Raw genomic sequence first — 24,798 nt, 5'->3', positions numbered from 1 at the left:
CCTGTTTGGGCCGTTTTATCGCATATCCTTGGGCGCGTCACGAGGGCTTTTTTCCATCGAACAAAACCAGCCCGATCGCGCCCGCAAAGACGAAAACATCCGCCAGATTAAAGACATAGGGGTTGTTGATGCCGCAACACGACATGTTCAGGAAATCGAGAACAAAGCCATACAGCACCCGATCCACCACATTCCCCAAGGCCCCGCCGATCAACAGACCGCCGCAGATCAGCATCAGTTTCGACGGCGTGGTACGCCGCAGCCAGACAAAAACGGCAACACAAATGGCAATCGAAATGCCGATCAAAACCCAGCGCGCGGCATCGGAATCGCCCTGAAACAGGCCGAAATTGATGCCGCGGTTTTCGCCGTATTTGAACACCACCAAGGGCGGCAGCACATCGATACCGCCGGGCTGTTCCGCCACGCGCATGACACGAACGACCAGAAACTTGCTGATCTGGTCGATCGCGATGGCCAAAAACGCGGCCCAGTAGAACAGCCGATACGACATCAGTGACGGAAGTGACGCATGCCGGTGAAGACCATGGCCAGACCGGCCTCATCCGCCGCCGCGATCACCTCATCATCCCGCATCGAGCCGCCGGGTTGGATGACGCAGGTTGCACCGGCTTGCGCCGCCTCCATCAGCCCGTCGGGGAAGGGGAAGAACGCGTCAGACGCGACAGCCGAACCGATGGTCAGCGGTTGCGGCAGACCCAGCACGTCTGCCATGCGCTCGGCCTTTTTGGCCGCTATGAGCGCCGAGTCCACACGGCTCATCTGCCCAGCGCCCACGCCCACGGTCGCGCCGTCCTTGACGTAGACAATGGCGTTGGACTTGACGTGTTTAGCCACTTTCCACGCAAACAGCAGGTCGCGCATCTGGTCCGCGGTCGGGGCTTTCTTGGTAACAACCTTCAGGTCATCCATGCCGACAAAGCCGTTATCCTTGTCCTGCACCAGCAAACCGCCCGCCACCTGACGCACGGTCTTGCCGCCGGTGGTCACATCCGGCAGCGCCTCGGTCGTCAGCAGGCGCAGGTTTTTCTTGGCGGCAAAGATCGCCTTGGCCTCGTCCGAGGCACCGGGGGCGATCACAACCTCGGTGAAGATGCCGGTGATTTCCTGCGCGGTTTCGGCATCCAGCGGCTGGTTCAGCGCCACAATGCCACCAAAGGCCGAGGTGCGGTCGCAGTCAAACGCGGCCTTATACGCCTCAAGCAGAGTCGCACCCTTGGCCACGCCACAGGGGTTGGCGTGCTTGATGATTGCGCAGGCGGCGGTGTCGGCGGGATCGAACTCGGCCACCAGTTCAAAGGCGGCGTCGGTGTCGTTGATATTGTTGTAGCTCAGTTCCTTGCCCTGATGCTGCACGGCGGTCGCCACGCCGGGGCGGTTCGTGCCGTCAGTGTAGAACGCCGCCTGCTGGTGACTATTCTCGCCATAGCGCAGGGTCTGTTTCAACTCGCCAGCAAAGGCGCGGCGGCGCGGTGCCTCGGCCGCCAGCGCATCGGCCATCCAGTTTGACACGGCGGCGTCATAGGCGGCGGTGCGGGCATAGGCCGTCTGCGCCAGACTTTGACGGAAAGCGTAAGAGGTCTGACCATCATTGGCCTCCAGCTCGGCCAGCAGGGCGTCATAGTCCTGCACATCCACCACCACATTGACGAAAGCGTGGTTTTTTGAGGCCGCACGGATCATCGCCGGGCCACCGATATCGATGTTCTCGATGCAGGTGTCATAGTCGGCACCTTTGGCCACGGTGGCCTCAAACGGGTAGAGGTTCACCACCAGCAGATCGATGGCACCGATCCCGTGTTCGTCCATCGCGGCTACGTGGCTGTCATTGTCGCGCAGCGCCAGCAGGCCACCATGCACCATCGGATGCAGGGTTTTCACCCGGCCATCCATCATCTCGGGGAAGCCGGTGATCTCGCTCACGTCCTTGACCTCAAGCCCCGCATCGCGCAGCGCCTTGGCGGTGCCGCCGGTCGATAGCAGTTCAACCCCGCGCCCGGCCAATGCCTTTCCCAGATCAATCAGACCGGTCTTGTCGGATACGGAAAGCAGCGCGCGGCGCACGGGGTGAAGGTCGGTCATGGGTCCAAAGGTCCTTTTGGCGTCAGTCAAACTCGGGCTCGTCCCGGTGAATGTCGCGCACGGCATAGGCTGTATCCTGCGCCTTGCTCAACGTCCACTGGATGCGCGTCGCATACTCCATTGCGCGGCCAGATAGAACGATCTGTTTTGTCGCGCGTGGCTTCAGACGGCCTTTTTCAAGGTAAACACTTGGCTCGACAGACAATTTTCCAACGCCATCGTGGCGGAACACCCAAATCTCACCGCTTTTGAGCGCCATCGACACCGCCGCACCGCCCAGATCAATGGCCGCATCGACGTCCGGATGCAGGTGAAACCGGATGTCAAACCCGATACCCGATAAGCCGGATGCGTCCAGCGCCTTGTCGAATTGCCGCTTGGCCTTGTCGGTCGCGGTCAGCAGAATATCCTCGCCAGTCAGTTCTCGCCCGTCAAAGCGCAGCTCGTATGTGCGGGCATGGGTCAGACCGAAGGTTTTGGAATAGCCGTCATGCCCGGCCATAAAGCGAATACCTTCGAATGCGTCTTCGAACTCAACCGGAACCTCGCGCGGGGCGTCCACCAGCGCCTGATGCTCGCTGCCCGGTGTCGGCTTGGCCAATCTTGCGCTGGAATAACCGTCCAGACACAGCGTCGAATGGGACGGGGTCGCCCGACCCGCCCGCCGCCAGTCCAGCCCGAAACTGGCCCCGGACCCGCAATTCACGATCAAAGGGCGACGGCCCGAGGTCACCTCAAAAGCCAGTGTCGAGGCATGGGCGTTTAGTGACGCGGCCCCAGCGGGCGGAGAGCTTGCATCGACAATCACAGTCGTCCGCGCGGCGGATAGTCTTGCATAGCCCATCGGCAGTTCGGTCGCGGCCTTATGCTTGACCCCGCTTTGCGCAAGCGCCTGTTCCAGCCGACCTTCGACTCCGCGCCCACCGCCGTGGAACCGGGCCAGCGCCCCGTCCGCGTGGCGCAAGCTGCGCAGCGTGGGAGCGATCCGCTTGATGGCATTGGCCTGAGCCACCGGCGTGCCACGCCCCACATCGTTCAGCGCGGCCGAGGTCCAGCTGAGCAGCGTGAACACCTCAAGCAATTCCTCCGGGTTGCGGGTGGGAATGCCACCCTGGGCGTCCACCTGACGTTCACATTCGCGGGCCAAAGCACGCAGGGCCGGATCGGCCATTGCCTCAAGCCCTTCCAGCGCCAGCCCGGATTGCACCAGACCGGCCAGCGCCTCGAACCTTGGCAGGCCCGGCGTGGCGGCCTGCCAGCGTTTCGACAGGAACCAGGTTTGTTGCGCAAGGGATCGGAAAAACAGCTTGCTGTGCTTGTCATCAACGCCGCGCAGCAGAAAGATCGCGTGGTTGATCCAGCGCATGACCCGCCGCCCGGTCAGGTCCGGCACCCATCCCGGACCATGGCCACGCCCATGCGCCTCGATCCAGCCCCAGACCCAGCGCTGCGCCTTTTCCCGCGCCCGCATGTCACCGACAGCAGCCAGATCGTCCAGCCATGCAAAACCGTGGCGTTCATCGTCAAATCCCACGCTGGGGGCTGCGACCTCCCACAAGCCGGTATCCTGCGCCTCGACCAGATAACCGGCGAACAGCAGGTTCCCGGCGACCAGTTGGCGGCCTCGGGCGAAGGACCCAACAGTGCGCGGTTCGGGCTGCGATACAAACCCCGTGACCGCCTTTTGCCGCTGGCTAAGGCGCGCGTAAAAACGGTTCTGAAACCGCATCCACCGGCTGGTCATGGTGTCCGTTTCTGACATGACGCGTGTTACTCTGCCCCTTGCGCTCTGCTGGCGCTTGAGACCCAACGATAGACCGTGCCGATCGTCAAGTCATCGAAAAGCGTGTGCTCAGGCGGATTTGGTGAGGCAGGCGACATAGAACCCGTCCATACCCCCACGATCCGGCCAGTAATCGGGGCGCAGACGCAGGCCACCTTCTTCGGTGATCCAGTCCGGCTCGACCCCGTCGATGTTCAGCGCGTCGCGGTTTATGGTCATGTCCGGGAACATATCCAAGGCCTCTTCGACCTGCACTTCCCCTTCGTCGGGCAGCAGCGAACAGGTGCAATAGATCAACCGCCCGCCGGGTTTCAGCAGGGTCCAGGCATGGGCCAGCATCTGCGCCTGCAACTCGATCAACCCGCTAAATTCCGAGCCGTCCTTGGCAAAGGGCAGGTCAGGATGGCGGCGGATGGTGCCGGTGGCGGAACAGGGCGCATCCAGAAGGATGGCATCGTATTGGCCTTGGTGGTCCAGCGCATCGCCTGCAATGACATTTGCCTTCAAGCCGGTCCGCGCAAGGTTTTCGCGGACACGTTCCAGCCGCCCCTCCGAGATATCCAGTGCCGTGACCTCGGCCCCGGCAGCGGCCAGTTGCAGCGTTTTGCCGCCCGGTGCGGCGCAGAGGTCCAGAATGCTCTCACCTTCTTTGGGTGCCAAAACGCGCACCGGCAAGGCCGCCGCCGCATCCTGAACCCACCAATCGCCCGTGTCGAACCCCGGGAGGGCTGACACCTGCCCGGCATCCCGCACCCGCATCGACCCCGTTGGCAGAGCGTCACCGGGTCCGCTCGCACCGGGTTTCAGAGACAAGTCCAAAGGCGCACCGGCGAAATGGGCCTGTTCCATACCCGCAACGGCCTCGGCCCCCCAGGCCATAACCAGCGGGTCGCGCAGCCATTCGGGCAAGCGCGGCACGCGCATCTTCGGCCAGGCGTCAGGGCCTTCGGCGGCGACTTTGCGCAGCACCGCGTTGACCAGACCCTTGAGGCGCCCATGCTTGCGTGACCGGCCGACGATCTCGACCATGGAATTGACCACGCCATGCGCGGCTTCGCCGTGACACAGTTCCATCGCCCCCAGACGCAGGGCATTATGCACGGTCAGCGCAGGTGTGCGGTTCAGGTGGTTGTCCAGTAGCCGATCCGCACGCTCCAACCCGCGCAGGGTTTCCAGCGCCAGGCGCTGCGCCCGCGCGCGGTCCTCGGGGTCCAGCCGATCCAGCGCACCTGCGGCCAGACATTCGGGCAGCAGCCGCCCTTCTCCCAGAATCTGATCCAGCAGATAGATCGCGCTGCGTCGCGCTGCCGTTGCGTTGTCGGACATGGAACCGCCTTTGATGTGACCCTCGCCCGCATTGCCAAGGGCGGACGGGGGCGTATATCAAGCCCCTGCACGGAAAGGAACCCGATGTCATGAGTGACGACCGCACAGACCTGCCCCCAGCCGCCCAGCGCGCATTGGCCGAAGCCGAGGAACGCCGCAAACAGGCCAAGGCAAAAGAGATGCCCAAGGAATTGGGCGGGCGCGACGGCCCAGACCCGGCCCGCTATGGCGATTGGGAGAAAAAGGGCATCGCCATCGATTTCTAGGGTCAGGACCCTAGGCGCTCAGCCCCGTAGCGCCTGAAGAAAATCACCAATCAGGGCGCGTTGTTTTTTCGATTTGGCCCGGTCCTCGGGCCATGTCAGCCAATAGCCGTCTTTGGTCTGCAACTCGGGCAGGTCCAGCCTGCGCAGCCGTCCCGCCTGCAAATCCGCCTGCGCCAGAGGCACCGAGCCCAGCACCACGCCCATCCCCTGCCGGGCTGCTGACAGGGCATGTTCCATCGAATCGAAACTGACCTGAGACGGAGGCAATTCTGCCTGCCCCGTCTTCCGCGCCCAGTCGCGCCAACCGGGCCGTTCGCCGCGCAGATCAATCAGCGGCGCGCCCCAGCCAATACCGGGCGCGGCCATCGGCACCAGCACCTCGGGCGCGATTAGCTCCGCATCCCGCCCCGGCCACGCCCCGCGACCATAGCGGATTTGCAGCCATGTCCGTTCTTCATCCAGCGAGGACCGGCGCGCCACGGAATCGGTCATCACCCGCACCTTGGGCCGCATGTCGTGAAACCGCGCCAGACCGGGCAGAACCAGCGCATGGATGTTCGAGGCCAGCCCGGCCACCCGCAATTCGCGCGGAGATTTGCCGAACAGATCCTCGGTATTGCGTTCCAGCGCCTGCAAACTGTCCTGCACCAGCGGCAGATAGCTTTCGCCTTCCACCGTCAGCGACACACCCCTCGCCTCGCGCACGAACAGGGTCCGGCCCAGCCACGCTTCAAGATTGCCGATCCGCTGGCTGACTGCCGCCTGAGTCAGGCCGAACTCTTTCGCCGCTGCCGAGAAGCCGCCCAGCCGCCCGGCGGCCTCGAACACGCGCAGCCAGTCCAGCGGGGGCAATCCGATCTTTTTCTTAGCCATAAGTTTTTCCAAGCCTCAGCCGAAAGAAGGATTAATTGTCGTAATGCCACGAGGCGCGTATTTCCTCAACCAAAGCCGCGCTGAACAGGAGATCCCCATGCTGCGCACCGCCACCCATGACACCTCGGTCGTGACTGTCGCGTTCGACACCGGCACCACGGCCCGTTTCCACGCCATCTGGCTGCGCGACAACGCGCTGGACTCTGAAACCCGCGCGCCGGGCAATGGCCAGCGCCTGATTACCATCGGTGATATTCCCGCCGACATTTCGGTCAGCGCCGCCGAAGTCGCCAATGGCGATCTGACCGTGACGTTCCAGCCCGAAGACAAAACCGTCACCTTCCCCGCCACCTGGCTGGCCGATCACAGCTATGACCGCGCCCATGCGCAAGACATCGGCCGCACCGCCCCCGGCATCACCACCTGGGAACGCGGCATAGCCGCGCCCAGCGGCGATTGGGATCAGGTCCACGCCAACCCCGAAGCCAAGCGCGGCTGGCTGGCCGCCGTCGCGGAATACGGTTTCGCCAAGCTGACCGGCGGCCCGACCCAGCCGGAATCGCTGCTGAAAGTGGCCGATCTTTTCGGCTATGTGCGCGAGACCAACTATGGCCCCTATTTCGAGGTCCGGACTGAGGTGAACCCGACCAACCTCGCCTATACCGGGCTGGGTTTGCAGGCGCATACCGACAACCCATACCGCGACCCGGTGCCGACGCTGCAAATACTCTATTGTCTTGAGAACTCAGCCGAAGGTGGCGATTCCATCGTCGTCGACGGCTTCCGCGCCGCCGAAAAGCTGCGTGAACAGAACCCCGAAGGTTTTGCCCTGCTGGCAGGCTATCCCGCCCGGTTCGAATACAAGGGCTCGGACGGCGTCTGCCTGCGCTCGCGCCGCCCGATGATCGAGTTGTCGCCGGATGGGGAACTGATCGCCATCCGCTTCAACAACCGCTCATCCGCGCCGTTCGTGGACATCCCGTTCGACCAGATGGAGGCCTATTACGCCGCCTATCGCCAATTGGGCGAGATCATCGACGATCCGGCCATGGGCGTGTCGTTCAAGCTGGAACCGGGCGAAAGCTTTATCGTCGATAACACCCGCGTCCTGCACGCGCGTCTGGGCTATTCCGGCACAGGCTCGCGCTGGTTGCAGGGCTGCTACGCCGACAAGGACGGGTTGCTGTCCACACTGGCAGCGATGGAGATGGCACAGCCGGAGGCCGCGGAATGAAACCGGATTTTTCGACCCTGAACCGGGACAATATCGTGGCCTTCATCGGTGACATCTTCGAGCGTCGCGGTGGTGAGGAATATCTGGGCGAACCCGTCACCATGGCCGAACACATGCTGCAAGGTGCCACCATCGCCGAGCAGAACGGCCAGCCCGAGGAAATCATCGTCGGCGCGCTGCTGCATGATATTGGTCATTTCACCTCGGAATTCGGCACCTATCACCCCGACGACACCGAAGACCGCCATCACGAGGACGCGGGGGCCGAGGTGCTGGAGCAGTTCTTCCCCTCGGTCATCACCGATTGCTGTCGCTATCACGTGGCGGCCAAACGCTATCTCTGCGCCACCAAACCCGAATATTTCAACCGCCTGTCTGCCGCCTCGGTCCATACGCTGGAATTGCAGGGCGGCCCGATGAGCGCCGAGGAAGTCGCCGCATTCGAGGCCAACCCGAACCTGAAGGAAATCATTCAGGTGCGCTATCTGGACGAGGCCGGCAAACGCGCCGATATGGAAACGCCCGATTTCGCCCATTTCGCGCCGATGGTGCAGCGGATGGTCGACAGGCATCTGGGGTCGGCATGAGCGCGCCGGAATATATTTTCGAGGCCAGTTCCAAACCCTCGTTGCCGTGGCATGAGGTGCCGCTAATCCGCGCGACGGATGAGACGGTCAAAGGATATGGCTGTCTGGTCGATGACCCCGACACGTTCGAAATCGAGATCACCCGCTGGCCGCAGCAAGGCTGGCGGCCCATCGACGAGGGCACCGGTGACGAAGGCGGCTGGGTCGAGGGCACCTTTCGCGGCGACTGGCAGGGCGATGTACTGTACGGCGAAAACGAGGCGGTGAACGGTCACTATGTCCTCGGCTGGTCCGCCGATCCGCAACAGGCACAGTCAGACCGCCAAACCGTGCCCCGCGATCAGGTCTTGCTGTGGCATATGAACTATCATCCCGATGGCGGGCAGATGTTCTGGCCGCTGGACAACAAACCCTTCATCGTCCCCGCCGCCCTGCCCGGAGACAACCTGACGCCCGACAAGGTGGTGGCGTTCTGGTGCGACGGCTCGCGCGGGCTCTATATCCACCCCGGCATCTGGCACGAGGGGATTTTCCCGGTCGAAGACCACCAGCGGTTGCTCGACCGACAGGGACGGGTTCATGCCCGCGTCAGTGCAGATATCGGGAAAGAGTTCGGCGTCTATCTGGCCTGCCCCTTGCGGGCGGGTAAGATCAGGGATGTGTGACCAGCACCCCTTGATGGCCCGAACGATTGCGCATGATCCATATCTGAACGATCAGCAGATAGGGCACAAAGAACGCGAAGTTCTGCACCAGATCGAAAGGGCCCGAGAAATCGGGCTCTGACCCAATCCCTCCGGTCAGCAGATACCAAAGCGTATAATGCACCCGGTAGAGCCACGACCCCAGCGCCAGCCAGAACAGCCGCAGCCCCCAGGCCCAATGGCCCGCGCGATCCCGAATGATCGCCATGCGCGCCAACATCAGCGCCGAGGTGAACAGGCACAGGCCGTACAAGAAAAAGCCAGCAGACATAACCGGGCCGCCGATTGTCCCGCGCAAGGGGATATAGGTCATCCCGGCCAGCCCGGTGGTCAGCGCCAGCGCAATCAGCATCGTTCCCAATGCACGGTGAAACCCATTGAACCTCTGCCGAAGGGGGCGGATCAATTGCAAGGGCACCAGCGTCACCAACACCGTTCCGGCAAAGATATGCAGAATCATCGCCGCGTTGCCGACGCTCTGACTGTGCGCAAACAAATAGCTTTGCGCGGGCGCTTTGTGCGACAGCCCAAGGCCGATCATCCCGAACCCATGCACCACAAACGGCAGCAGCGTCAGATAGAACACTGCCAACAACAACCCGATTGCCACGCGCGATTTCAGGATCCGCATAAGCAGACCTTAGCGCCTTAGGGCGATCCGTCTATGGGCCTACAACCCCAACACATCCACCATGTCATACTGACCCGGCGCTTTGCCCTGCCCCCACAGCGCCGCCTTCAGCGCGCCGCGGGCAAAGATGGCGCGGTCCGAGGCCAGATGGCGCAAGACGATGCGCTCTCCGGGTGCGGCGAACAGGACGTCGTGTTCGCCAACCACATCTCCGCCGCGAATGGCGTGAAAGCCGATATCGCCGCGTTTGCGCGCGCCGGTGATGCCGTCGCGGCCCCGGTCGGACACATCGTTCAGCTTGACGCCGCGCCCCTCGGCGGCGGCCTCGCCTAACATCAGCGCGGTGCCCGAAGGCGCATCGACCTTGTGGTGGTGATGGCCTTCTATGATCTCGATGTCGAAATCCTCATCCAGCGCAGCGGCGACCTTTTTGGTCAGTTGCATCAACAGGTTGACGCCAAGGCTCATGTTGCCCGCCCGCACGATGACCGCATGGCGCGAGGCCGGTTCCAGCGCCGCGATCTGTTCGTCTGTCATGCCGGTGGTGCCGATCACATGCACGCAACGCGCCTGTGCGGCCAGTGCGGCAAAATCCAGCGTCGCCTCGGGCGCGGTGAAATCGATCACGGCCTGCGCCTGCGCGAATGCCTCCAGAGGGTCGTCCGTTACAGTCACGCCCAATGCCTGACCGCCCATCGCTTCACCGACGTCCTGACCGATCCAGTCGTGGCCTTTACGCTCGACCACACCGACCAGACGCGCCTGATCGCTATCAGACACGGTCTTGATCAGCATCTGCCCCATACGGCCCGAAGCCCCTGTGATGACGATCCCCGGAATATGGGTCATTGCGCTGGTCCTTTTCGCTAAGTCGGCTCAAAGCCTCCTACCCCGTTCGCGCCCGCTTGGCAAAGCCCTGCTTTGCGCTTAGATCGGGAATATGGCAAAGAACAAATTCCACGATGGCCCCGGCCCGTCCCAACGGCAACTGCGTGTCGGCGAACTGATCCGCCGCACCCTGTCCGAGGTTCTGGCGCGCGGAGATGTCCACGACCCCGACCTGAACCGCATGTCGATCACAGTGGGTGAGGTGCGCACCTCGCCCGATCTGAAGATCGCCACCGCCTATGTGCTGCCCCTTGGCGGCAAGGGGCAGGAGGACGTGATTGAACTGCTGGCCCGCAACAAAGGTGAACTGCGGCGCGTGATTGGCAAGAAACTGAACCTGAAATTCTCGCCCGATCTGCGGTTCCGTCTGGATGATACATTTGACCGTCTGGACGATACCCGCCGCATGTTCGAACAGGACGCGGTGCGCCGCGATCTGGACGAGTGATCCGTACCCTTGTCACGTTGGGCGCTGCCATGTGGGCGGCGCAGGCGGGCGCGGTGACCTGCGAAAAGCTGACCCATGAGGACAAGCGGTATACCGTCTGCGAAGTGGACACCGCCAATGAAGACCTGCGCCTGTTTCTGAATGATGAAAACGGCGCGGTGCTGGGGCATTTTTCATCCGTGAACGAAGCGCTTGCGCCCAGCGGTAAGCAACTGGCCTTTGCGATGAACGCGGGCATGTACCACGACGACCGCTCGCCCGTCGGGCATTATGTCGAAGAGGGACACGAGCAAATGCGCGTGATCCCGAATGCAGGCCCCGGCAATTTCGGCCTGTTGCCCAACGGCGTATTCTGCATCCGTGACGGTCGCGCCGATGTGTATGAGACATTGACCTATGTCGATCAGGCCCCCGATTGCCGGTTCGCCACCCAGTCCGGCCCGATGCTGGTGATCGACGGAGAACTGCATCCGCGTTTCCTGCCCGATTCGACCTCGCTCTATGTGCGCAACGGGGTGGGCACCAGCGCCGATGGAACGCAGGCGGTGTTTGCGATCTCGGAGGATTACGTGACCTTTCACGAGTTCGGCAGCCTGTTTCGGGATGTGATCGGCACCCCGAATGCGCTGTTCTTCGATGGCAATATCTCGCGCATGTATGATCGGGCGGGCGGGCGTTCGGATCTGGGGTTCTCGCTGGGGCCAATTGTGGGTGTGGTGGAAGATACGCCCACAAATTGACAGCGGCAAAACGATCCGCTAACCCGCGCGCCTCAGCAAAAGGCAAGGTGCAAGATGGGACGCAAACGCAAGGGCCGCGACATTTCCGGTTGGCTGGTGGTGGACAAGCCTGCGGGCATGACCTCTACGTCGGTGGTCAACAAGGTGCGTTGGGCCATGGACGCGAAAAAGGCGGGCCATGCGGGCACGCTGGACCCCGAGGCAACCGGCGTTCTGGCCGTGGCTTTGGGCGAGGCGACCAAGACCGTTCCCTATATCACCGACGCGTTGAAAGCCTACACCTTCACCGTGCGTCTGGGGCAGGCCACCAATACCGACGATGCCGAGGGCGAAGTGATTGCGCAAAGCGATGCACGCCCCTCGGATGACGATATCAAACGGGCGCTGGCCCCGTTTTTGGGCAACATCATGCAGGTGCCGCCCAAGTTTTCAGCCGTGAAGATCGAAGGGCAACGCGCCTATAAGCTGGCCCGCGATGGCGAGGATGTGGAACTGTCCGCCCGGCCCCTGTGGGTCGAGGAACTGGTGCTGGTCGACCGCCCCGACGACGATCACGTCGTACTGGAAATGACCTGCGGCAAGGGCGGCTATGTCCGCTCCATCGCGCGCGATCTGGGTGCAGCGCTGGGATGCCACGGCCACGTCAGGGAATTGCGCCGCATCTGGTCAGGGCCTTTTGAGGCCGAAGATGGCCTGTCCATTGAACAGATCGACGAGATGGCAAAGACCACCGCGCTGGACGACTACCTGCACCCGCTGGAAACCGGCCTGTCAGACCTGCCCGAGCTGAAATGCACCCCCGAGGGTGCCACCCGCCTGCGCAACGGCAATCCGGGCATGGTGCTGGCGTCGGACGTGGAATATGGCGACGAAGCCTGGGCCTCGCTCGATGGCAAGGCGGTTGCTGTCGGCATCTACAAATCCGGCGAATTGCATCCCAGCCGGGTGTTCGTCGCCTGAACGCTGTGCTAGCCGAAAGACATGATCACCCGAACGCATACCAAGGGCGACGCGCCCTCGACCGCCATCTATTCGGATTGCGAGAAGTATCGCTATAGCCTGACCCGCGTTTGGGATGCGTCGGGGCGCAAGGCGTTGTTTGTGATGCTGAACCCCTCAACCGCGACCGAGGTGCAGAACGACCCAACGGTGGAACGCTGCGAACGGCGCGCGCGGGCGTTGGGGTTCGGGGCGTTTCAGGTGACAAATATCTTCGCCTGGCGCGACACCGACCCGCGCAAGATGCGCGCCGCTGCCGATCCGGTGGGGCCCGAGAATGACGCCGCGATTCTGGACGGCGTGCAATGGGCCGATCAGGTCATCGCCGCCTGGGGCACCCATGGCGCACATCTGGAACGCGGCCCGGCGGTGGAATCCCTGCTGCGTGGCACCGGCCAGCCTCTGTTTCATCTGGGGCTGACAAAGGACGGGCACCCCAAACACCCGCTTTATATCGCATACACCCAGCAGCCCGAGGCGTGGTGACAAAGGGTTAACCACGGACTCAGGCTTGCTTTGACCAAACCGGGAGCCGGATGGGATAGTTCAACCTCGGAGCAGTGTGCTTTCGGAGGGTTCCCATGTTTTTGGCCGGATTGCTTGGATTGGCCGCCGTCGGCGGCGCGGCTTACGCCATGAGCGACGTGTTCGCGACCGAAGAGGAACCCGAAGACGACGAACCGATAAACGACACGCCCGAGGAACCAACCGAAGGCGAATTTCTGGATATTGGCGAGAACGTTGAAGAACCTGAAACACCCGAGGGTCCGGAGATCTCAACCGGCACCGTGATCTCAGAACATCTTGGCGATCTGGTGATCGCAGGCTCTGACGGCACGGATGAAATCACCGGGCAGGAGGGGGACGACCAGATCAACGGCTATGGCGGAGACGACATCATCAATGGCGGTTGCGGCGATGACGTTCTGCACGGGGGCGACGGTCAGGATGTGATGTCCGGCGGGCACGGGTCGGACATTCTGCATGGCGAGGCGGACGACGACCTGCTGTCCGGAAACGAAGGAGACGACAAGCTGTATGGCCATTTCGGCGCCGATGAGCTGGACGGCGGCGAGGGCGCGGATGCGCTCTACGGTGGTCAGGGCGACGACAGGCTGGCAGGCGGCGCAGGCGATGACGCGCTGCACGGTGGCTATGGCAACGACACGCTGTCCGGGGGCGAAGGCGAAGATGTGCTGTTCGGCGGTGATGGCGATGACCTGCTGTTTGGCGGCGAAGACGGCAATACGCCCAGCACCGACTTTCTGAACGGTGGCACCGGCGACGACACGATCCTGGCCCAGGGCGGTGATGTGGCCAATGGCGGCCAGGGGGCCGACCAGATCATCCTCGACACCGAAGGGGATGACGAAAAGGTCACCGTCATGGGTTTCCAGCCCGGTGAGGACAAGTTGCTGATCACATGGGACGCCTCGGACGATCCCGACATTCAGATCCAGCAGGATGAAGAGAACACCAACCTGACCCGCGTTGTCATCGACGGGCAGGAGGTTGCGCATCTTTACGGGGCCGACGGGATGACCAGCGACGACATCCGATTGATTACCGAAGCCCAGCTGGCCAAGTACGGGCAGACGCACTAGCCTCGCAGAATCCCTTTGCCATTGGCAGAAAAAGCGCCTATACGCGCCCATCCGCATCGGAATCGGTGCGGGTTTCTCCATGGGCCTGTGCTGGACGACATCCCGGCCTGCGCCATTAACTCTAACCTTTAAAGGAGACCCCGATGTCGATCACTACTGCTGAAAAAGCACGCGTCATGAAAGAATTCGCAACCAAAGAAGGCGACACCGGTTCGCCTGAAGTTCAGGTTGCGATCCTGACCTCGCGCATCAACACCCTGACCGAGCACTTCAAGACCCACAAGAAAGACAACCACGGTCGTCGCGGTCTGCTGAAAATGGTTGCTCAGCGCCGTAAGCTGCTGGACTACCTGAAGGGCAAGGAAGAAGCGCGCTATCAGGACCTGATCAAAAAGCTGGGCATCCGCCGCTAAGCGTTTGCACGTCTCGTCCCAAGCGCGAGACCCGGTTCAAGAAAACGCGACGCCCGCCAACAGGTGGGCGTTGGTGCATTTGGGCAACCCTTTGCACACCGCAAATCGTCAAGAAATTGCCGATCAAGCGACAGGCTAATGACACGATCATCATTAGTAGTATTATAAATTTGGCAGTTGCGCTTAACCGGTCCTTAAGCGTGCGACTGCAAGTTGGGTAACAAGTTTTGTGAGTAGGCGCGATGGCGACACTGGATCAGGCCATATGGCTGGATGGTACGGGCACGGCCCAGGATGGCAGCACCGTTGTTTCGGACGGGGCAAATTCTACGACGATCACGGCGAATTTCACCGGCAACTGGGTGGACGCTGACCCAGGCGGGTCGGGGGCCGATATCAATTCGAACTTCACGACAACTCCGATCACGGCAGATTACAGCTTTTCAAACGCGGTAAACAATCTGTCGTTTGACCTTGGCGCGGTGAACGCGGCCGGCGCGTTCAATGACGGGTACCAGGTGCGGATTCTGGATGAAGATGGAAACCCGATCTCGCTTGCGGATATCACCATCACTCAAAGCTCGGGGGGAACGATCAACATCAGTCAGGATGCGTCGGGCACCATTCTGATCGATCCGGACACGTTTACCCCGAACGACCTTTCCTTTTCGACCGCAGGCCCGGTCTCGCAAGTGATCATCACATCAACCCCTGCCCCGGATGGTTCGCTGACGGGCGGATCGGGGATCAGCGATTTCTCATTCGACGTTCCGCCGCCACCACCCTGTTTCGCGCGCGGTACGATGATTGAAACCACCCGCGGGCCGGTTGCTGTGGAAGATCTTCAGGCCGGTGATCTGGTGGTCACCAAGGATAACGGCGCGCAGCCGGTCCGATGGATCGGATCACGCCGCGTTCCCGGCAAGGGCAATCGGGTGCCGGTGGTGTTTCAGGCCGGCGCAATCGGCAATGACCGTGACCTGACGGTCTCGCAGAACCATCGCGTTTTGCTGTCCGGCTGGAAGGCCGAGATGCTGTTTGGCGAAACCGAATGTCTGGTTGCGGCGAAAAGCCTGATCAATGGCGAAACGATTTACCAACGGCCTTGCGCCGAGGTCGAATACTTCCACATCCTGTTTGACCGGCACGAGATCATTTTCAGCGACGGGGCCGCAACGGAAAGCTTTCTGCCCGGTACCGTTGGCCTGTGCAGTCTGGATCATGACCTGCGCTCGGAAATTCTGGACCTGTTCCCAGAGTTGGGGGCATCGGGCAGCAATTCCTACAGCCCGGCCAGACCCCTGTTGAAGTCTTTTGAGGCGGTTGCCCTCTGATCCGGTTGCGACAGACCAAAAGAAAACGCCCGCCGGTTGGCGGGCGTTTCTGTGTCTAAAGGTGCTTACATCTTGGCGTGCTCTGATTTCAGCGCCAACCACAGGCAGTAGCACATCATCAGCACCACCAGCGTGAATGGAATGCCCGTCGACACGGCCGCCCCTTGCAGCGCGGACAATCCGCCGCCCAGCAACAGTGCGATGGCCACCAGACCTTCCAGCGTGCACCAGAACACGCGCTGAACAACAGGCGCATCCATCTTGCCACCCGCCGTGATCGTGTCGATCACCAGCGATCCCGAGTCGGACGACGTGACAAAGAACACCACGATCAGGATCAGCGCGATCGGAGCCACGATGCCATAAAGCGGCAGTTCTTTCAGGAAACCGAACAGCGCGCCTTCGGGGGCGTAGCTGTCGATCACTGTGGCGCGGACACCTTCTGCACCGCCCGCGTTCAGCATGTCGATCGCGGCACCACCAAAGGTCGACATCCACAACGCACAGACGGCCGTTGGGGCCAACAGCGCGCAGAGGATAAACTCACGCACCGTGCGGCCCTTGGAGATACGAGCAATGAACATGCCCACAAAGGGCGACCACGCGATCCACCATGCCCAGTAGAAGGTCGTCCAGCCATGGAAGTAACTGGTATCTTCGCGCCCGAACGGGTTGGACAAGGCCGGAAGGTGCGTCACGTAATCCACCATGACGTTGAAATAGCGCGCAATGGCTGTGCCAACACCGGTGACAACGATCACGAAGATGAAGAGGCCGACGGCCATGATCATATTGATCTCGCTCAGCCGTTTGACGCCCGCATCCATACCCATCAGGACCGAGCCCAGCGCGATCAGCGTGATACCGATGATCAGCAGGACAACCACAGTCGGGCTGGGTTCGATGCCAAACACCTCATTCAAACCCGCCGCAACCTGCTGCGCCCCAAGACCCAAAGAAGTGGTGAGGCCGAACAGTGTTGCGAACACCGCAAGCGTGTCGATGATGTGGCCCCACCAGCCCCAGACCCGCTCGCCCAGCAATGGGTAAAAGGCCGACCGCAGGGTCAGCGGCAGGTCCAGATTATAGGCAAAGATCGCAAGGCTCAGACCCACGGCGGCGTAAACCGCCCAGCCTTCAAGGCCCCAATGGTGGATCGTGCCCACGATGCCCGCGTATTCGTTACCCGGCACGGCAATGTCGATTCCTAAGGGCGCGGCGTTGCCGCCTTCGGCGAAGTTGTAATAGACCGGCTCCATCACGCCAAAGAACAGCAGACCGATGCCAATACCGGCGGCGAACATCATCGCGATCCAACCGGCATAGGAATAGTCAGGCTCGGCGTCCTTGCCGCCGATCCTCACCTTGCCGACAGGCAGAACGATCAGCACCAGACAGAACAGGGTGATTGCATCGACCGAGAGCACAAGGAACCAGTCAAACGTGCTGGTCAGCCAGGGCCGAAGCCAGCCAAAGAACGAGGCCGCGGCCTCCTGATTGGCCAATGCGATCAGGACGAACGCAAAGATCAGGATACTCGAGATCAGGAAGACCGGATTGTGTATGTCCAGACCGAATGGCCGGACGTTATCCTGCCCCAGCTCATATTCGGTTTCGAAGTCATAAATCCGGGGATCCGGATCAAGCATTTTCTTGGTTTCAGCCATTCGACTTTCCCTCAGTTTGCTACGTGCAAACGCCAAGGTATTCGGTCGAAGACGGCCTTATTTTTCTAGTCCCTTGGCGCGTTCCCGTCCTTGCGACCGCAGGTCTTGTGGGTCGAGCCTACACCCTCATCATAATATGGCAAAATTATTCTTTTTTCGGAATGTGTTGTTCAGGGCATCAAGGCAAAGGGCGCAAACCGGTTCAGGGGCCTTCGACAGGCCCGCCGGATTTCTGCCGAAGCGCCGCGCGCAAACGATCATGCACCGTCAGGAACTCCTGAAAATGCTCCTCGCCGCTGCCCAAGGGTTCGGCGTTGTGCACATCCAACTGGAACGTGGCCCGCATCGGAACCTGCCCGTCGATCACAAACATCTCGTATTCCGTCGGCGCAATGGTCAATCGCCCGGTCAGGCGAACATGCTCATAGTATAAGGTCGGGACCCACTGATCCGAAAGCCGGACTCGGATCATCTGATTGGGCGGGGGTGGCGGCAGGTGGCTGCACATACCGGGCTGAGGCACCAGATAGGCCACACCTTGCCCCTGTTCATCCGAAGGCGCGGGGATCACATAGCCGGTGATCGTGACAACCTGATCGTTGACCTTGGGGTTCCCGGCGGTATCGGCCATCTCGCGACGCTGAATCACCGCATCACGCTGGGACATGAGCCAGTCGATATCGATCTGATCGGCGGCCAGCGCCTGTTCCGTTTCGGACAAAAGCTCTTGCCATTTGTGTTGTTCGTCCGCGCTGCCGACATCCTGCTGCAAGCGCCCACGCAAGCGCAGCGCAAAGCGCAGGTCATCAAACTGCTCGGCGCTCAGCTCGTGAAACGGGTCTTCAAAGTCCTGCGCGGCAGGGTCCGGCAGATCAGACCACTCGACAGGTTGGGGCGCCAGTGCCGCAGAACCCCATAGGGTCAGCAACGCGACGCTCAGCAACCGCAGGCAAAAGGTCATGGCATCCTCGGGTATGTGACATGTGTTACCATGTAAGCAATCCTGCGTGTTTTGCCACACACGGTTGTTCAGCAACGGTCACACTCCGGGCATGACGGTCCACCGCCGCCTTGTGCGGTTTCGCTTTCCTTCCAACGTTTTCTGCTGTATGCGCGCGGTATCTGAGACGTTGTGCCCTGACCCCGGCACTCGAATGGAAGATAAAGTGGGGTCGGCGGCAATGGGGCCGCCATGCAAACCGGAGACCCGCAGGGGCGGGAGTGCTCCGTTCTAGGATACGCATATGTTTGATGTAACGAAGAAATCGATTCAGTGGGGCGAAGAGACGCTGACACTGGAAACCGGCAAGGTTGCCCGTCAGGCCGACGGCACCGTGATCGCCACGCTGGGCGAAACCAGCGTCATGGCGAACGTGACCTTTGCCAAGCAACAAAAGCCCGGTCAGGACTTTTTCCCGCTGACCGTGCACTATCAGGAAAAATACTATGCCGCCGGTAAAGTTCCGGGTGGCTTCTTCAAGCGCGAGGCGCGCCCGACCGAGAAAGAGACGCTGACCGCGCGTCTGATCGACCGTCCGATCCGCCCGCTGTTCGTTGACGGCTTCAAGAACGAAGTTCTGGTCATGTGCACCGTGCTGAGCCACGATCTGGTCAACGACCCCGACATCGTCGCGATGATTGCCGCTTCGGCGGCCCTGACCATCTCGGGTGCCCCATTCATGGGCCCGATCGCCGGTGCTCGCGTTGGTTTCGTGGATGGCGAATACGTCCTGAACCCGACCGTGGACGACATGCAGGACCTTCGCCTGAACCCCGAACAGCGTCTGGATTTGGTTGTTGCCGGCACCAAAGACGCCGTGATGATGGTGGAATCGGAAGCGTACGAACTGTCCGAAGCCGAAATGCTGGGCGCCGTGACCTTCGCACACGAGCAAATTCAGCCGGTCATCGACCTGATCATTTCGCTGGCCGAAGAAACCGCGAAAGAGCCGTTTGACTTCGCCGCCCCCGATTACTCGGAGCTGTACGCCGCTGTCGCCGCAGCCGGTGAAGAGCAGATGCGCGCCGCCTTCGCGATCACCGACAAGCAAGAGCGCACCGCCGCTGTTGCCGCTGCCCGTGAAGCGATCAAGGAAGCACTGACCGAGGAACAGCTGGAAGACGCGAACCTCGGCTCGGCGATGAAAAAACTGGAAGCCGGCATCCTGCGCGGCGACGTCGTCAAAGGCGGCAAGCGCATCGACGGTCGTTCGACCACCGATATCCGTGCTATCGAAGCCGAAACCTCGATGCTGCCGCGTACGCACGGCTCTGCCCTGTTCACCCGTGGTGAAACACAGGCGCTGGCCGTGACCACGCTGGGCACAGGTGACGATGAACAGTTCATCGACGCGCTGCACGGAAACTTCAAATCGAACTTCCTGCTGCACTACAACTTCCCCCCCTATTCGGTTGGTGAAGTTGGCCGTGTTGGTGGTCCGGGCCGTCGTGAGATCGGCCACGGCAAGCTGGCATGGCGCGCCCTGCAGGCGGTTCTGCCTGCGGCAACCGACTTCCCCTACACGATCCGCATCGTGTCCGAGATCACCGAATCCAACGGCTCGTCCTCGATGGCGTCGGTCTGCGGCGGTTCGCTGTCGATGATGGATGCGGGCGTTCCGCTGAAAGCACCGGTTGCCGGTGTGGCCATGGGTCTGATCCTGGAAGATGACGGCAACTATGCCATCCTGTCGGACATTCTGGGTGACGAAGACCACCTGGGCGACATGGACTTCAAAGTGGCGGGGACCGAAAACGGCATCACCTCGCTGCAGATGGACATCAAGGTCGCAGGCATCACGCCCGAGATCATGGAGAAAGCCCTGGCCCAAGCCAAGGACGGCCGGATGCACATTCTGGGCGAGATGGGCAAAGCCCTGTCCGAGACCAACGAGTTCTCGGTCCACGCGCCGCGCATCGAGACCATGAACATCCCGACCGACAAGATCCGCGAAGTGATCGGCTCGGGCGGCAAGGTCATCCGCGAAATCGTGGAAACCTCGGGTGCCAAGGTCGACATCAACGACGACGGCGTCATCAAGATCGCCTCGCCCGATGGGGAGTCGATCAAGAAGGCCTATGACATGATCTATTCGATCGTGGCCGAGCCGGAAGAGGGTCAGGTCTATACTGGTAAAGTCGTGAAGATCGTCGATTTCGGCGCCTTCGTGAACTTCTTTGGCAAGCGCGACGGTCTGGTCCACGTGTCCCAGATCGAAAACCGCCGTTTGAACCATCCGTCGGATGTTCTGAAGGAAGGCCAGGAAGTAAAGGTCAAGCTGCTGGGCTTTGACGACCGCGGCAAGGTGCGCCTGTCGATGAAAGTCGTCGATCAGGAAACCGGCGAAGAGATCGTTCCCGAGAAGAAAGAAAAGAAAGAGGAAGGCGCAGAGTAATCTGCGCATCTTTCAGATGACGAAGGCCCCGGTGGAAACGCTGGGGCCTTTTTTTGTGCGGTGTTGAACGTCAGGCAAAATTGATTGTTGAGTCACGAACTGGTCCAAATCCCGAAAACCGGGCTACGGCTTTGGTGCTTCGGATTTCAGCAAAGAGCCCAAAGCAGTCAATCGTTTGACTTTTTTGAGCATTTCACAAAACTCACCGTGTATCACAATTGGGTGTACTCTCGCTTATCAAGTAAGAGGAGAAAGCTGATGGCAACACTGGGCCCGACACTTGCGGCACTATACGCTCAGCGTGCATTTATTATTAAGTTGTCACTGGGAGCCTTGGCTTATGTGTTAGTGGTGGGCGACGCACAGGCCCAAAGCGCACAGGGTTGCGTAGAATTGGGCTCTCCTCGGATAGAATATTCATCCGGATCTGAAAGCACTCGCGTTAATCAAACAATTTCAACGACGGAACGCACGTGTCTGCCGATCCCAAACGGACCCATTACAGGACTTACAATTGGAAACTCCTCTATCACGTCCTCTGGCGAAATTGAGTTGTATGTCCCGGGCCAGAATACCGTTCCAAGCAATGCTTCAGTTTTAACTCTCCTAAACGTTGATGTTGCGGCAGGTAGCGGAGACTTTGTTTCTCGTGAGGCCTTGGCTACGAACATCAACGGGAAGCTTAGAGTGAACCTCATTGGAACTTCGATTGGTTCCGGCAGATCAATGACGTTCGTTCCGTTCAACGGCGCGAATATCGACCCCACTGAAGTTTACTTCCAGTCAGACCGACCGTTAACCTACGACAACCTTACTGTTATAGGGGCTACCGAAGTGGTTTTCGGGGCGTACTATATCCAAACCCGGGTTGCCGAGGCTTCTGATTTCACACTGACGAATAGTTCGATTTCTTCAACCAGTGACATGGCGATAGCGGCAGGCACGACCGTTCGGCTCGATGCAGCAAGCAGTTTGAACACCGTAAACTTTGAGAATTTTGGCACGCTGGCCGGAACGGGAACCGTGAACGCATTTAACTTCACAGTTAAGAACGGAGGGGTGCTTTCGCCGGGCTTTTCAATTGGTACGCTTAACAATAGTGGCGGTATCGCCTTTGAAACTGGGTCAAGGATCTTAAGTGAAGTCGATCCGACGGCCGGTCAGAAAGCCGATTTGGTGTCATCCAGCGGGCCCGTTACAGGGATTAACCGCGCCGCTATACAAGTCGAAGCCGCTCGTCCCGGCCTGACTGCGCAGGACTATGCTGCTGGCAACGACTACACGGTTTTTCAAGCCTCGCGTTTCGATGGAAACTCCCCAACTCTTGTTGCCGGAGGATCTCTGCCCGCCCTATCCAGTCTGAGTATCTCAAACACGCCAACCGCGGACGGTAGAATCGACATAGCGTTTTCGACCCTCCCCGTTTCGAGTTTACCACAACATCCATCAGTTGTTGGATCTCCCAATGCAAGCAACCTTGCTGGTGCGGTGGCTAACACCACAAACACGTCACCTGGAACTAATCTGACCAATGGCTCAACCTTGAGTAATACCGTTAACACGCTTACCAATTCAGGTTTGTCTGGATTTAATCGTGTGCACGCAGAGCCCTATTCCTCCAATTTGACCGTTGGGCTTGAGCAACTTGACCTGATAACAAACACTGTGCTGAGCCATGCTGACTGCCGCAAGTATCAAGCGGTTGGCTTCAGCAATGCGGATCAACCCGTTGCAGAAGGCGACATCGACTCGGCCCAGAGCCCGAGTGGCGCAATAGACTGCTCTGATCGGCGCTGGTGGATCGACACGGCCTATGTGAGCGGGGACGTAGATGGAAGCAATGGCCTTGGGACATTCGACTATTCACTGGGCACGATTTTGGTCGGAGCGGATGTCGCAAGCACCGATAGAGGTGTGGTCGGCGTGTACGCAGGTTTTGGGACATCCTCCATGGATGAACACGATCAAGTCGATCAGGACTTTTCGACCGACAGCTATCATGTGGGCGTCTATGGGCGCACAACAACCGGAACTTGGGAGTTCTCCGGGCTGGTCGGTTACATGTTCGGTGAAACCGACGCCAAGCGAAATAACCCTTCTGTTGATGGCTTTACGGGAGGCGAGGCAAAGTCTGATTTGGACCAAGAGGGCATCCATGCCGGTATCCAGGCACGGAAGCTGTTTAACCTGAACAGCGGTGCAAGGGTTTCTACGGTTTTTGGATTGAACTACGGGCGTATCCAACAAGGCTCAGGCACAGAGACGGGCGGTGGTGATTTCAATTACTCGATTGAAAAAGCGAACGCAGAATCGCTGGTCGCTTCTATTGGAATTGACTACCAACGCGACTTCTTGACAGAGAATGGTTTGTTAACCCCAATCGCCTTCGCCCGGTATGAATATGACTTCTTTGCCAACAAAGACAGTGAGCACGAAATCACAGTCACAAGTCCATTGTTCGGAACATTTACACAAGTCGGACAAAATCGAGGAGCAAATGGCTTCGTTCTCGGGCTTGGCCTGGGCTATCAGATTTCTGAGCTGGCCAGACTAACGGCAGGATATGGTTATTCAGTTCGATCCAATGGCCAAGAACATGGCCTAGGTGCAAACTTAAGTGTTCGGTTTTGATTTGGCAGTACGGTTGTTTCAAATTTAGGAATCACACACGCCGACCATCGTTGTTGGGCCTTTACAAACGGACCCAGCGGACGTCCGCTTTGTCCGCCAAGCGGACGTTGTGTCGGATTCGTACAACGAAAAGACCAGCTAGAGACCCGGAACGCCCCGCCGAAATGATTCAGAAATACCACTGTATCAAGCTGTAGGTTCGCGACCTTCAGGATGTAGCTTGTACCTGCGCTGGAACGGGCAAGTCGAATAAACCTTGGTCCAATCCGGCCCGTTTCAACCAAAATCCAATCGCAACAACACTCCCCCATCCACAGTTCAATCGCATCGAAACGCACACAACAGGAGATGCGATATGGAAAACCTGAAAATTCTGACCCTTGCCGGATTGATTGCCGCCGCCCCCGCACTGGCCTTGGCCAATGTTGGGCTGGGCGAAAAGCTGGGAACGGACGAGGCTGACATCCGTGCGGCGCTGGAGGCGCAGGGCTATGTGGTCGAAGAGATCGAATTCGAAGACGGCGAGATCGAGGTTGAACTCAGCAAGGATGGCGTGGAAACTGAACTGGTCCTGAACAATGTCGATGGCACCGTGACCGCCATTGAACTTGAAGAGGATGACGACTGACCGCGCGACCCTGAAGGAGCATCATGAAGATATCGCAAACGTCTTTGTTGTGGCTCCTTTTGGTGGTGCAGGCCCTCTGCGCCACCTTTTTCCTGACCGATGCTCTGCTGGATTGGACCGGGGGCGAAAGCGCCGGCTTCCGGTACTTACACAGTTTTGAACTTTTGATCTCACTAGCGCTTTTGGGTGGATTGGCGGCAGCGATTGCGCTGATCCGCGCCCAGAACCAGCGCGTCCGCGATATCCAACGCCAACTTGGCGTGGCCCAAGGCGCGTTCGCACAGGTTATCGGCACCCAGTTTGACGAATGGCGGCTAAGCAAAGCCGAACGCGATGTTGCGCTGCTCTCGCTCAAGGGCCTGTCGATTGCCCAAATCGCGGAACTGCGGCAAACCAAAGAAGGTACGATCAAGGCCCAAAGCGCTGCAGTATACCGCAAGGCAGGCGTGTCCGGCCGCTTGCAACTGCTCAGCTTCTTTGTCGAGGAACTGCTGTCAGAACCCCTCATGGAACGACCAACATCCCGAGGGTAAGCCCGCCCTGC

The 24,798-nt window shown here is 60.1% G+C and carries 24 protein-coding genes; 15 read left to right on the top strand and 9 right to left on the bottom strand.

Annotation, left to right across the window (positions count from 1 at the left end; translation table 11 throughout):
• Positions 1 to 37 precede the first annotated feature (37 nt).
• The 4 genes from lspA to ACR0LW_RS15790 all read right to left on the bottom strand — a co-directional run bounded on the left by lspA (position 38) and on the right by ACR0LW_RS15790 (position 5,212).
• The gene (gene lspA, locus ACR0LW_RS15805; protein WP_170453644.1) at positions 38 to 514 is read right to left on the bottom strand and encodes a signal peptidase II; all 477 of its coding nucleotides are present in this window, start codon (positions 512 to 514) and stop codon (positions 38 to 40) included.
• Positions 514 to 2,103 (bottom strand): bifunctional phosphoribosylaminoimidazolecarboxamide formyltransferase/IMP cyclohydrolase, encoded by a 1,590-nt coding sequence (purH, locus tag ACR0LW_RS15800; protein ID WP_480883207.1) that lies wholly within the window; start codon positions 2,101 to 2,103, stop codon positions 514 to 516. The genes lspA and purH overlap by 1 nt, the downstream gene beginning before the upstream one ends.
• Before the next feature lie 22 nt (positions 2,104 to 2,125).
• Positions 2,126 to 3,865 (bottom strand): heparinase II/III family protein, encoded by a 1,740-nt coding sequence (locus ACR0LW_RS15795; RefSeq protein ID WP_480883206.1) that lies wholly within the window; start codon positions 3,863 to 3,865, stop codon positions 2,126 to 2,128.
• Between the two features lie 90 nt (positions 3,866 to 3,955).
• Positions 3,956 to 5,212: an RsmB/NOP family class I SAM-dependent RNA methyltransferase gene (locus tag ACR0LW_RS15790; protein ID WP_480883205.1), complete on the bottom strand. Its 1,257-nt coding sequence runs from the start codon at positions 5,210 to 5,212 to the stop codon at positions 3,956 to 3,958.
• A gap of 89 nt (positions 5,213 to 5,301) precedes the next feature.
• Here ACR0LW_RS15790 and ACR0LW_RS15785 point away from each other — a divergent pair, with 89 nt between their 5' ends.
• Positions 5,302 to 5,478, top strand: coding sequence for a DUF1674 domain-containing protein (locus ACR0LW_RS15785; RefSeq protein ID WP_480883204.1), 177 nt, complete (start codon positions 5,302 to 5,304; stop codon positions 5,476 to 5,478).
• A gap of 18 nt (positions 5,479 to 5,496) precedes the next feature.
• On the opposite strand, the gene ACR0LW_RS15780 is transcribed toward ACR0LW_RS15785, so the two are convergent.
• Positions 5,497 to 6,351: a LysR family transcriptional regulator gene (locus ACR0LW_RS15780; RefSeq protein ID WP_480883203.1), complete on the bottom strand. Its 855-nt coding sequence runs from the start codon at positions 6,349 to 6,351 to the stop codon at positions 5,497 to 5,499.
• Positions 6,352 to 6,448: 97 nt separating this feature from the next.
• Between ACR0LW_RS15780 and tmpA the strand changes: the two genes are divergently transcribed.
• Genes tmpA through ACR0LW_RS15765 form a run of 3 tightly spaced genes read left to right on the top strand, consistent with a single transcriptional unit; the run spans position 6,449 to position 8,837 of the window.
• A complete protein-coding gene (gene tmpA, locus ACR0LW_RS15775; protein WP_480780714.1) occupies positions 6,449 to 7,585 on the top strand; it encodes a 2-trimethylaminoethylphosphonate dioxygenase in 1,137 nt (378 codons plus the stop codon).
• The gene (tmpB, locus tag ACR0LW_RS15770; protein ID WP_480626588.1) at positions 7,582 to 8,172 is read left to right on the top strand and encodes a (R)-1-hydroxy-2-trimethylaminoethylphosphonate oxygenase; all 591 of its coding nucleotides are present in this window, start codon (positions 7,582 to 7,584) and stop codon (positions 8,170 to 8,172) included. The genes tmpA and tmpB overlap by 4 nt, the downstream gene beginning before the upstream one ends.
• Positions 8,169 to 8,837, top strand: a complete 669-nt coding sequence (locus tag ACR0LW_RS15765) for an ureidoglycolate lyase (RefSeq protein ID WP_480883202.1) — start codon at positions 8,169 to 8,171, stop codon at positions 8,835 to 8,837. Before tmpB ends, ACR0LW_RS15765 begins: the two co-directional genes overlap by 4 nt.
• Here the strand turns inward: ACR0LW_RS15765 and ACR0LW_RS15760 are convergent.
• Both ACR0LW_RS15760 and dapB read right to left on the bottom strand, forming a co-directional pair.
• Positions 8,824 to 9,507, bottom strand: a complete 684-nt coding sequence (locus ACR0LW_RS15760; RefSeq protein ID WP_480883201.1) for a DUF2306 domain-containing protein — start codon at positions 9,505 to 9,507, stop codon at positions 8,824 to 8,826. The two genes, ACR0LW_RS15765 and ACR0LW_RS15760, sit on opposite strands and share 14 nt — an antisense overlap.
• Positions 9,508 to 9,546: 39 nt before the next feature.
• Entirely contained in the window at positions 9,547 to 10,356 is an 810-nt protein-coding gene (gene dapB / locus ACR0LW_RS15755; protein WP_170453634.1) for a 4-hydroxy-tetrahydrodipicolinate reductase, read from the bottom strand.
• 91 nt (positions 10,357 to 10,447) lie between these two features.
• Here dapB and rbfA point away from each other — a divergent pair, with 91 nt between their 5' ends.
• From rbfA to ACR0LW_RS15720, 7 genes are all read left to right on the top strand, one after another.
• Positions 10,448 to 10,843, top strand: coding sequence for a 30S ribosome-binding factor RbfA (gene rbfA / locus ACR0LW_RS15750; protein WP_170453633.1), 396 nt, complete (start codon positions 10,448 to 10,450; stop codon positions 10,841 to 10,843).
• Positions 10,840 to 11,583: a phosphodiester glycosidase family protein gene (locus ACR0LW_RS15745; RefSeq protein ID WP_480583829.1), complete on the top strand. Its 744-nt coding sequence runs from the start codon at positions 10,840 to 10,842 to the stop codon at positions 11,581 to 11,583. The genes rbfA and ACR0LW_RS15745 overlap by 4 nt, the downstream gene beginning before the upstream one ends.
• Before the next feature lie 54 nt (positions 11,584 to 11,637).
• Positions 11,638 to 12,543: a tRNA pseudouridine(55) synthase TruB gene (truB, locus tag ACR0LW_RS15740; protein WP_480883200.1), complete on the top strand. Its 906-nt coding sequence runs from the start codon at positions 11,638 to 11,640 to the stop codon at positions 12,541 to 12,543.
• 21 nt (positions 12,544 to 12,564) lie between these two features.
• On the top strand, positions 12,565 to 13,068 hold the full coding sequence (locus ACR0LW_RS15735; RefSeq protein WP_480883199.1) for a DUF1643 domain-containing protein: 504 nt from the start codon (positions 12,565 to 12,567) through the stop codon (positions 13,066 to 13,068).
• Between the two features lie 95 nt (positions 13,069 to 13,163).
• The gene (locus ACR0LW_RS15730) at positions 13,164 to 14,186 is read left to right on the top strand and encodes a calcium-binding protein (protein ID WP_480583819.1); all 1,023 of its coding nucleotides are present in this window, start codon (positions 13,164 to 13,166) and stop codon (positions 14,184 to 14,186) included.
• Positions 14,187 to 14,329: 143 nt separating this feature from the next.
• Positions 14,330 to 14,599: a 30S ribosomal protein S15 gene (gene rpsO, locus ACR0LW_RS15725; RefSeq protein ID WP_170453629.1), complete on the top strand. Its 270-nt coding sequence runs from the start codon at positions 14,330 to 14,332 to the stop codon at positions 14,597 to 14,599.
• A 242-nt stretch (positions 14,600 to 14,841) separates the two neighbouring features.
• Positions 14,842 to 15,933 (top strand): Hint domain-containing protein, encoded by a 1,092-nt coding sequence (locus ACR0LW_RS15720; protein ID WP_480883198.1) that lies wholly within the window; start codon positions 14,842 to 14,844, stop codon positions 15,931 to 15,933.
• A 65-nt stretch (positions 15,934 to 15,998) separates the two neighbouring features.
• Here ACR0LW_RS15720 and ACR0LW_RS15715 read toward each other — a convergent pair whose 3' ends face one another.
• Both ACR0LW_RS15715 and ACR0LW_RS15710 read right to left on the bottom strand, forming a co-directional pair.
• On the bottom strand, positions 15,999 to 17,600 hold the full coding sequence (locus ACR0LW_RS15715; protein WP_170623230.1) for a BCCT family transporter: 1,602 nt from the start codon (positions 17,598 to 17,600) through the stop codon (positions 15,999 to 16,001).
• A 202-nt stretch (positions 17,601 to 17,802) separates the two neighbouring features.
• Positions 17,803 to 18,561 carry a DUF3299 domain-containing protein gene (locus tag ACR0LW_RS15710; protein ID WP_480883197.1) on the bottom strand — a complete coding sequence of 253 codons (759 nt, stop codon included), beginning with the start codon at positions 18,559 to 18,561 and terminating at the stop codon, positions 17,803 to 17,805.
• Between the two features lie 283 nt (positions 18,562 to 18,844).
• Here ACR0LW_RS15710 and pnp point away from each other — a divergent pair, with 283 nt between their 5' ends.
• From pnp to ACR0LW_RS15690, 4 genes are all read left to right on the top strand, one after another.
• Positions 18,845 to 20,995, top strand: coding sequence for a polyribonucleotide nucleotidyltransferase (gene pnp, locus ACR0LW_RS15705; protein ID WP_480883196.1), 2,151 nt, complete (start codon positions 18,845 to 18,847; stop codon positions 20,993 to 20,995).
• A 258-nt stretch (positions 20,996 to 21,253) separates the two neighbouring features.
• On the top strand, positions 21,254 to 23,626 hold the full coding sequence (locus tag ACR0LW_RS15700) for an autotransporter family protein (protein ID WP_480883195.1): 2,373 nt from the start codon (positions 21,254 to 21,256) through the stop codon (positions 23,624 to 23,626).
• Between the two features lie 355 nt (positions 23,627 to 23,981).
• A complete protein-coding gene (locus ACR0LW_RS15695) occupies positions 23,982 to 24,254 on the top strand; it encodes a PepSY domain-containing protein (protein ID WP_170735800.1) in 273 nt (90 codons plus the stop codon).
• 23 nt (positions 24,255 to 24,277) lie between these two features.
• Positions 24,278 to 24,787, top strand: a complete 510-nt coding sequence (locus tag ACR0LW_RS15690; protein WP_480883194.1) for a helix-turn-helix transcriptional regulator — start codon at positions 24,278 to 24,280, stop codon at positions 24,785 to 24,787.
• Positions 24,788 to 24,798 lie beyond the last annotated feature (11 nt).

The organism is Ruegeria sp. N4 (assembly GCF_056531425.1).
This window is presented reverse-complemented; position numbering and strand designations above follow the sequence as displayed.